Origin of the sequence: uncultured Psychrosphaera sp., assembly GCF_947500655.1 — a bacterium.
Taxonomy (GTDB): Bacteria; Pseudomonadota; Gammaproteobacteria; order Enterobacterales; family Alteromonadaceae; genus Psychrosphaera.
Genome location: NZ_CANMSK010000046.1, coordinates 1 through 899, shown reverse-complemented (window position 1 = coordinate 899; position 899 = coordinate 1). Strand labels below are relative to the sequence as shown.

Genomic DNA, 899 nt, shown 5'->3' with positions numbered 1-899 from the left:
ATGAACGTTAGCTCAAATAAATACGCATTGATTGCAGTGTCTATTTATTTGAGTTTTTTTAAACTCAATTGCTCTTTAACAAATTGGAAAGCTGAATAAAAAATAAAGGTATAAACCTTATTTTAGTTCTTAGGAATTGGAATGAGTAATTTGTATCACTGTAAGAGAAAACTCAAGCGTTATTTATGTCGATTGTGTTTTTAGCGAACGCAATCAAAATGGCATAACCTACGACTTAGTGCGAGAGCATTTAAGGTTGTATGGTTAAGTGAATAAGCGTATACGGTGGATGCCTTGGCAATTGGAGGCGATGAAAGACGTGTTAATCTGCGATAAGTCTGGTTAAGGTGATAAAAACCGTTATAGACCAGAATTTCTGAATGGGGAAACCCACTGCATTTTGTGCAGTATCACATAGTGAATACATAGCTATGTGAAGCAAACCCGGAGAACTGAAACATCTAAGTACCCGGAGGAAAAGAAATCAACCGAGATTTCCTGAGTAGCGGCGAGCGAAAGGGAAACAGCCGATTCAGTATGATGTAGTGGAAGCTTCTGGAAAGTAGCGCAATAAAGGGTGATAGCCCCGTACACGAAGCAGCATATTGGACACATTAAGTAGGTCGGAGCACGAGAAACTTTGACTGAAGATAGGGGGACCATCCTCTAAGGCTAAATACTCCCAATTGACCGATAGTGAACCAGTACCGTGAGGGAAAGGCGAAAAGAACCCCTGTGAGGGGAGTGAAATAGAACCTGAAACCGTATACGTACAAGCAGTAGGAGCAGACTTGTTCTGTGACTGCGTACCTTTTGTATAATGGGTCAACGACTTATATTTTGTAGCAAGGTTAACCGAATAGGGGAGCCGTAGGGAAACCGAGTCTTAACTGGGCGAA

Annotated in this window: 1 rRNA gene; it reads left to right on the top strand. The window is 41.3% G+C overall.

The features are described from left to right. Positions 1-262 precede the first annotated feature (262 nt). Positions 263-899 (top strand): 23S ribosomal RNA (locus Q0940_RS17020); the annotation flags it as partial.